Source organism: Myxococcus llanfairpwllgwyngyllgogerychwyrndrobwllllantysiliogogogochensis (genome assembly GCF_006636215.1).
Lineage (GTDB): Bacteria > Myxococcota > Myxococcia > Myxococcales > Myxococcaceae > Myxococcus > Myxococcus llanfairpwllgwyngyllgogerychwyrndrobwllllantysiliogogogochensis.
On sequence record NZ_VIFM01000387.1, the window covers coordinates 1 to 8337 of the forward strand.

Annotated in this window: 1 protein-coding gene; it reads left to right on the forward strand. The window is 69.0% G+C overall.

The window, feature by feature from the left end; translation table 11 throughout:
- A partial coding sequence (locus FJV41_RS46190; protein WP_141649013.1) for a non-ribosomal peptide synthetase occupies nt 1–8337 on the forward strand: 8337 nt, incomplete at both ends.

The following is an 8337-nucleotide window of genomic DNA, read 5'->3' on the forward strand; positions in this document are numbered from 1 at the left end:
GCTGTGTATAAGAGACAGGGCACGGGGCGAATCACGCGCACCCGTCATCTGTCGGAGTCCACCACCGCGGCGCTCAACACCTTCGCGCGTCGACACGGGCTCACGCTGAGCACCCTGGTGCAGGGCGCGTGGGCGCTGGTGCTGGGACAGCTCTCGGGCGCCGAGGACGTTATCTTCGGCACCACGGTCTCCGGTCGTCCTCCGGACCTCGCGGGCGTGGAGGACATGGTCGGGTTGTTCATCAACACCCAGCCCGTGCGAGTGCGCTGGTCCCAGGACCTGACCTGGTCGACGTGGCTGCGTCGCATCCAGGACACGCAGGTGGAGGCGCGCCAGCACGAGCATGCGCCCCTGGTGAAGGTGCAGCGCTGGAGCAACGTCCCCGCGGGCACCTCGCTCTTCGACACGCTGGTCGTCTTCGAGAACTACCCGCTGGATGCCGCGCTCACGTCCTCCGCGCGGGCGTTGGAGGTGCGCGACGTACGGGCCCGGGAGGCGGACCACTTCGGCCTCACGTTGATCTCCACCTCGGGCGCGAAACTTCCGCTGCTCCTTCGCTACGACCAGACCCGCTTCACGCAGGCGTTCGCGGATGCGCGACTGGAGCGGATGGTCCTCGTGCTGGAGGCCATCGCGGCGCGGCCGGAGGGGCGACTGGGGGAGCTGTCCCTGTTGTCCGGCGCGGAGCGGCACCAACTCCTGGTGACCTGGAACGACACACGTGCGGACTTCCCGGAGCAGGCCACCGTGCATGGCCTCTTCGAGGAGGCGGTGGCGCGCACCCCGGACGCGCTGGCCGTGTCGATGGGAGATGTGCGCTGGAGCTACCGCGAGCTGGACGCGCGGGCGAATCAGCTCGCGCACCACCTGCGCGGCCTGGGCGTCCGGCGAGGAACGCTGGTGGGCCTGTGCTTCCGTCGCTCTCCAGACATGGTCGTGGCGCTGTGGGCCGTCCTGAAGGCCGGGGGCGCGTATGTGCCCATCGACCCGGCCTGGCCGTCGACACGGGTGTCCTTCCTCCTGGAAGACACCGGTGTGCCAGTGGTGCTCACCGAGGAGATGCTCGCGGACGCGCTGCCGGCGACCTCGCAGTTCCTCCTCTGCCTGGACACGGACTGGGCGCGCACCGCGGGTCGCGAGCCCGTGACGCCGCCAGAGCCACTGGCCGGAGCCGGAGACCTCGCGTACCTCATCTACACGTCTGGAAGCACGGGGCGACCCAAGGGGGTGATGGTCGAGCACCGGGGCGTGGTGAACTACCTGACCTGGGCGCAGCGGGCCTATGGGCTCGCGGAGGGCAGCGGCTCGCCGGTGCACTCGCCGCTGTCGTTTGATTTGACGGTGACGAGCCTGGTGGCGCCCCTGGTCGCGGGGCGGCCGGTGGTGCTGGTCCCGGAAGACGTGGGCATCGAGGGACTGGGTGAAGCCCTGCGCGCGGGCAGCCACTTCAGTCTGGTGAAGCTGACGCCCACCCACCTGCGCATGCTGGCCGCGCAGCTTCGTCCGGAGGAAGCCGCGGGACGCACGCGGGCCTTCGTCATTGGCGGTGAGGCGCTGACGGCCGAGGGCATCGCCTTCTGGCGCGAGCACGCGCCCGACACGCGCCTCATCAACGAGTACGGCCCCACGGAGACGGTGGTCGGGTGCTGCGTGTACACGGTGAGCGCGGCGGACCCGGTGAGTGGCCCGGTGGCCATCGGTCGGCCCATCGCGAACACGCGCCTGTATGTCCTGGATGCGCGCCTGGGCCCGGTGCCGGTGGGCGTGGTGGGAGAGCTGTTCATCGGTGGCGCCGGCGTGGCGCGAGGCTACTGGCGGCGGCCGGAGCTGACGGCGGAGCGCTTCATTCCGGATGCCTTCGGCACCGAGCCGGGGGCGCGGCTGTATCGCACGGGAGACCGCGTGCGCTGGCGCGCGGATGGACGCCTGGAGTACCTGGGCCGCGCGGACTTCCAGGTGAAGGTGCGCGGCTATCGCATCGAGCTGGGCGAGGTCGAGTCCGTGCTGCGGACACACCCCTCGGTGGGCGACGCGGTGGCGGTGGTTCGCGAGGACGTGCCCTCCGGCGCGAGGCTCGTGGCGTATGTGGTGCCCTCCGGCGCACAGCGACCGGAGTCCTCCGCGCTGCGCGAGTTCCTGGAGGAGCGGCTGCCCGAGTACATGGTGCCCGCGGCCTTCGTCGTGCTGGAGGCGTTCCCGCTGTCGGACAACGGGAAGGTGGAGCGGCGAGCCCTGCCGGCACCGGAGCTCACGGTGGTGGAGCGGACCGTCGAGATCGCACCACGTGACGCGAAGGAGGAAGCCCTCGCGAGCATCTGGGCCCAGGTGCTGGGGCGTCCCCAGGTCAGCGTGCACGAGGACTTCTTCGAGCTGGGGGGCGACTCCATCCTCGGCATCCAGGTCATCTCTCGCGCCGCGCAGGCGGGGTTGCACCTGAGCGCGAAGCAGCTCTTCGACCATCCGACGGTGGCGCGGCTGGCCGCGGTGGTGTCCGAGGCACCCAGGGAAGTCATCGCCCAGGGGCCCGTGACGGGTCCGGTGGAGTTGACGCCCATCCAGCGCTGGTTCCTCGCGCGCGAGCTGTCGGGGGCGCACCACTTCAATCAAGCCCTGCGCTTCACGCTGCGCGAGCGAATGGTGGCCGCGCATCTGGACCGAGCCCTCCAACTCGTGCGCGAGCACCACGACGCCCTGCGCCTGCGCTTCACGAGGGACGGGCAGGGCGGCTGGCATCAAGAGCTGATGGGGCTGGAAGGAACCCTGCCGCTGGAGACGGTGGACCTCTCGCGGTGCGAGCCGGGGGCTCGGAGTGCAGAGGTGGAGGCGTACTCGGCGCGGGTCCAGGAGCGCTTGAATCCCTCCACGGGAGACGTCGCGCGAGCGGTGCTCTTCGACCTGGGGCCGGAGGTGCCGCAGGAGTTGTTGCTCGTCATCCACCACCTGTCCGTGGATGCCGTCTCGTGGCGGGTGCTGCTGGAGGATCTGCTGTCTGCCTACCAGCGGCTTCGCGCGGACGAGCCCGTGCGACTTCCCGCCAAGACGCTGTCCTATCAGTCCTGGGCCTCGCGCCTGGTGGAGCATGCGCGCACGCCGTCCGCGCGGGAGGAGGCGACCTTCTGGCTCGGGCTCCCCTGGGAACGGGTGGGCTCGCTTCCCCGTGAGGTGGAGGGAGGCGTCGCCAACACGGAGGGTGCTTCGCGTCTGGTGGAGGTGACGCTGGAGCCCGGGGAGACGCAGGTGTTGCTCCAGGACGTGGCGAAGGCGTTCCGCGCGAAGCCGGATGAGCTGTTGCTGGCCGCGCTCGCGCACGTGCTGCGTCGCTGGACGGGGGCATCGTGCGTGCGGGTGGAGATGGAGGGGCACGGGCGCGAGAACCTCTTCGGAGAGGTGGACCTCTCGCGCACGGTGGGCTGGTTCACCAGCCTGTACCCGGTGCTGGTGGAGTCAATGGGGGATGGGCCCGGGGCGTGGGTGCGAGCGGCGAAGGAGGCCGTGCGGCGCACTCCGTCGAAGGGCGTGGGGTTCGGTGTGCTGCGCTACCTGTCGCCGGACCGGGCGTTGCGCGAGCGACTGAGCGCCTTGCCCGTGCCGGAGGTGGGGTTCAACTATCTGGGGCAGTTCGACAATGTGCTGCCCGCCACGGCGCCGCTGCGCTTGTCGGAGGGCTCGGCGGGGCCTACGCACGCACCAGAAGGGCTGCGCGCGCATCTTCTCGACGTGGACTGCGCCGTCAGCGGCGGCCGGATGCGGCTGATGTTCACCCATGGCTCGGGGATTCATCGGACCGAAACCGTGGAGAGGCTGGCTCACGCGCTGCGAGCGGCCCTGCGGGAACTCATCGCGCATGGGACGTCCGAGGACCCTCGTGGACTGTCACCTCTGGACTTCCCCCTGGCGAAGCTGGGGCAGGGCGCGCTGGAGGGGCTCGCGGACCGGCTGGCCTCCCAGGGACAGCGGCTTCGCGACGTGGAGGACCTGTATCCCCTATCGCCGTTGCAGCAGGGCATCCTGTTCCACCACCTCCAGGAGGACGAGACCCAGCCCTACTTCAACCAGATCGCCTTCGAACTGGATGGCGTCCTCGATGTGACGGCGCTGACGGAGGCGTGGCGACAGGCGGCACAGCGCTTCACCATCCTGCGCACGGCATTCTTCTGGGAGGGATTGGACGCGCCGCTGCAGGCGGTGATGCGCGACGTGGAGCCCACCGTCTCCGTGGAGGACTGGCGCACGGTGCCTCGGGAGGAGCTGGAGGCCCGGGTGTCGGCCTTCTTCGTGGCGGACCGTCGGCGCGGGTTTGAACTCTCCGTCGCGCCGCTGTTCCGGCTGGCGCTGTTTCGCACGGACGAGCGCGTCTGGCGCGTGGTGTTCAGCGTCACGCACCTGTTGCTGGATGGCTGGTCCACGCAGTTGGTGACGCGGGATGTGTTCACCCGGTACGAGGCGCTTCGGCGTGGAGTGACGCCGCCGCGAGGGGATGTCCGGCCCTACCGGGACTTCATCGCGTGGCTGGAGGGGCAGGACCAGGGCGCCGCGAGGGACTTCTGGCGCAAGGCGCTCGTGGGCTTCGCGGAGCCCACGCGGTTGAATGTGGGAGGTGTGCCTCGGGGACAGGGGGAGCGGGGGGACGAGGAGGTGCGGCTGGGAGCGGAGGAGACGTCGGCGTTCGTCGCCTTCGCCCGGCAGCAGGGGCTCACACCGGGCACGTTGCTGCAGGGCGCCTGGGCGGTGCTGCTGGGGCGCTACAGCGGCGGCGATGACGTGGTCTTCGGTCTGACGGTCTCCGGACGGCCGCCCGAGCTTGCTGGCATCGAGAGCATGGTGGGCATGTTCATCAATGCCATCCCCGTGCGCGTGCGGATGCCCGCCTCACGGCCCGTGGGGCCGTGGCTGAAGGAACTGCAGTCGTGGTTGCAGGAGGCGCGTCAGTACGAGTCCTCTCCGCTGGTGGAGGTGCGCCGCTGGAGCGAGGTGCCTTCGAGCGAGCCGCTGTTCGAGAGCCTTGTCATCTACGAGAACTATCCGATGGAAGCGGGGCTCTCCACGCCGTCGGATGAGCTGGTGGTGCGCAACCCCACGTCGATGGAGGTGGACCACCACCCGCTGACGTTGATGGCGCTGCCGGGACACGAGCTGGTGCTTCGGCTGACCTATGACGCCAGGCGCTTCGGCGCGACGGGGGTGCGGCGGATGCTGGCGCACCTGCGTCACGTGTTGCGCGAGCTGCGTGAGAAGGTGGAGCGGCCGTTGTCGGAGTTGGCGTTGCTCGACGTGGAGGAGCGACGACAGGTCCTCACCCAGTGGAATCCCCTGGCGCGTGATGCACATGTGCCCGTGGCGGTGTTCCGTCCGGTGGAAGCCCAGGTGGCTCGGGTTCCCGAGGCCATCGCCGTCACCGATGGGACGCGGGCGCTGACCTATGCGGAGCTGGAGGCTCGGGCGAATCAGCTCGCGCATCACCTGGCGGAATTGGGAGTTTCCGTCGGGAGCAAGGTGGGCCTGTGTCTGGACAAGAGCCTGGACCTGGCCGTCGCCGTGCTGGGAACGCTCAAGGCGGGGGCCACGTATGTGCCGTTGGATCCGCGCTATCCGGCGGAGCGACTGACGTTCATGCTGGAGGACTCGGGCGCCGTGGTGGTGCTGAGTCACTCCCGGCTGGGCACGGTGTTGCCGGTGGACTCGCGCGCGCGTCGCGTGTTCATGGACCTGGAGTCCGAGGCACTGGCGCGTCAGCCGACCCGGGCTCCTGCTCGAGAGGTTCCTCCGGAGTTGGCGTGTTACGTCATCTACACGTCGGGCAGCACGGGGCGGCCCAAGGGCGTGGCGCTGTCGCATCGTGCGCTGTCACATCTGCTGACGTGGCAGCTCGAGCGGTCCGTGAATCCCACGGCGACGACGCTGCAGTTCGCGGCGCTCAGCTTCGATGTGTCCTTCCAGGAGATGTTCTCCACCTGGTGGGCCGGTGGCACGTTGGTGCTGCCCTCGGAGGACGTGCGTCAGGATTTGTCAGCGCTTCTGACGTTCCTGGACCGGCACGCGGTGGAGCGCCTCTTCCTGCCCTTCGTGGCGCTTCAAGCCCTGGCGGAAGTCGCGGTCCAGAGCCGGACGGTGCCCAGAGCGCTGCGCGAAGTGGTGACCGCGGGTGAGCAGCTCCAGGTGACGCCGTCGTTGGTCGCGTTCTTCGAGCGTCTCCCCGGGTGCGTGCTGGAGAATCAATACGGGCCATCGGAGACGCATGTCGTTTCCGCGCACCGGTTGCGGGGGGCGCCTTCATCGTGGCCGCGTCTTCCGTCCATCGGCGCGCCGCTGCCGCACTGTCAGCTCTATGTGTTGGATGCATGGGGACAGCCCTGTCCCGTGGGGATTTCGGGTGAGCTGTTCATCGGTGGCGCGCATCTGGCGCACGGGTACGTGGGTAGGCCGGAGCTGACGGCGGAGAAGTTCGTTCCGCATCCGTTCAGCGAGGTGGCTGGAGCCCGGTTGTACCGCACGGGAGACCTGGCCCGATGGACGGCGGAGGGGACGGTGGAGTTCGTGGGCCGCCTGGATGGCCAGGTGAAGCTGCGAGGCTTCCGCATCGAATTGGGCGAGGTGGAGGCAGCGCTCCGTGCCGCGCCGGGTGTTCGCGATGCGGCCGTGGTGGTGCGTGAGGATGTTCCCGGGGACCGGAGGTTGGTGGGGTACGTCGTCCTCTCGGAGCCGGAGGGGGCGAAGCGGGAGGCCCTGCGCGCGCATGTCGGGGCACATCTGCCCGAGTACATGGTGCCGTCCACGTTCGTGACGCTGGACGCGCTGCCGCTGACGCCGAGTGGCAAGGTGAACCGCAAGGCGCTGCCCGTGGTGGATGCGGGGCGCGAGGGCGTGAGTGCCTATGTGGCGCCGCGCACCGCGACGGAGGACTTGCTGGCGGGGCTCTTCGCGGAGGTGCTCGGACTCGACAGGGTGGGGCTGTACGGCCACTTTTTCGAGCTGGGAGGCCACTCGCTGCTGGCCACGAGGGCCATCTCCCGGGTGCGGAGTGCGTTCGGAGTCGAGCTGCCGCTGCGTGAGCTGTTCGAGGCCCCGACCGTGGCGGAGCTCGCGAGTCGGGTGGATCGACTGATTCGAGCGGGGGCTGCGCAGGTGGCGCCGCCGCTGGTGCCGAGGGAAGACAGGAGTCAGCCTCCAAGGCTGTCCTTCGCGCAGCAGCGCCTGTGGTTCCTGGACCAGCTCGAGCCGTTGAGCGCTTCGTACAACGTGCCTGGCGCGGTGCGGATGACGGGGCCGTTGAACCGGGATGCGCTGGCTCGAACGTTCCAGGAACTCGTTCGGCGTCACGAAGCGCTGCGCACCACATTTCGAAGTGTGAACGGCGTCGCCGTGCAGATCGTCGCGCCGGAGTCACCGGTGGTGTTGCACGACGTCGATCTGGAAGGGCTTCCCGAGGAGCGCCGTGAGGCCGAAGCACGTCGTCACGTGGAGCAAGCCGTGTTGCTTCCGTTCGACTTGTCGGTGGGGCCGCTGTTGCGAGTGACGCTGGTGAGGCTGTCAGCGGAAGCACATGTACTGGTGGTGGTGCTGCACCACATCGTGTCGGACGGGTGGTCGACGGAGGTGTTGGTGAGGGAGGTGGCGGCGCTCTACGAGGCGTACGCGGAAGGCAAGCCGTCACCGCTGGGCGAGTTGCCGGTGCAGTACGCGGACTACGCGGAGTGGCAGCGAGGGTGGTTGCAGGGAGAGGTGCTGGAGCAGCAGGTGGAGTACTGGCGGAGGCAATTGGAGGGAGCGCCGAAGGCGTTGGAGTTGGTGACGGACAAGCCGAGGCCGGCGGTGCAGAGCTTCCGAGGGGCCATGTTGGAGAGGCGGTGGCCGAAGGAGCTGTGGAGGAAGGTGGAGGAGGCGAGCCGGAGGGAGGGAGCGACGCCCTTCATGGTGTTGCTGGCGGCGTACCAGGTGGTGCTGGCGAGGTACGCGGGGCAGGAAGAAGTGGTGGTGGGGTTTCCGATAGCGGGACGTACGCACGCGGAGACGGAAGGGCTGATTGGGTACTTCGCGAACACGTTGGTGCTGAGGGGGCGAGTCCGCGAGGAGGAGAGCTTCCGGGAATTGGTGGGGAGGGCGAGGGAGGTGACGTTGGGTGCGTACGCGCACCAGGACGTGCCGTTCGAGAAGTTGGTGGAGGAGTTGGTGCCGCGGAGGGACATGAGCCGCAGTCCGCTCTTCCAGGTGTCGTTGACGTTGCAGAACACGCCTGGGGTGGAGGTGAAGCTGGGGGAGGGGTTGGTGCTGAAAGGGCTGGAGACGGACACGAAGACGTCGAAGTTCGACTTCTCGTTGCTGGTGGGGGAGGACTCGGAG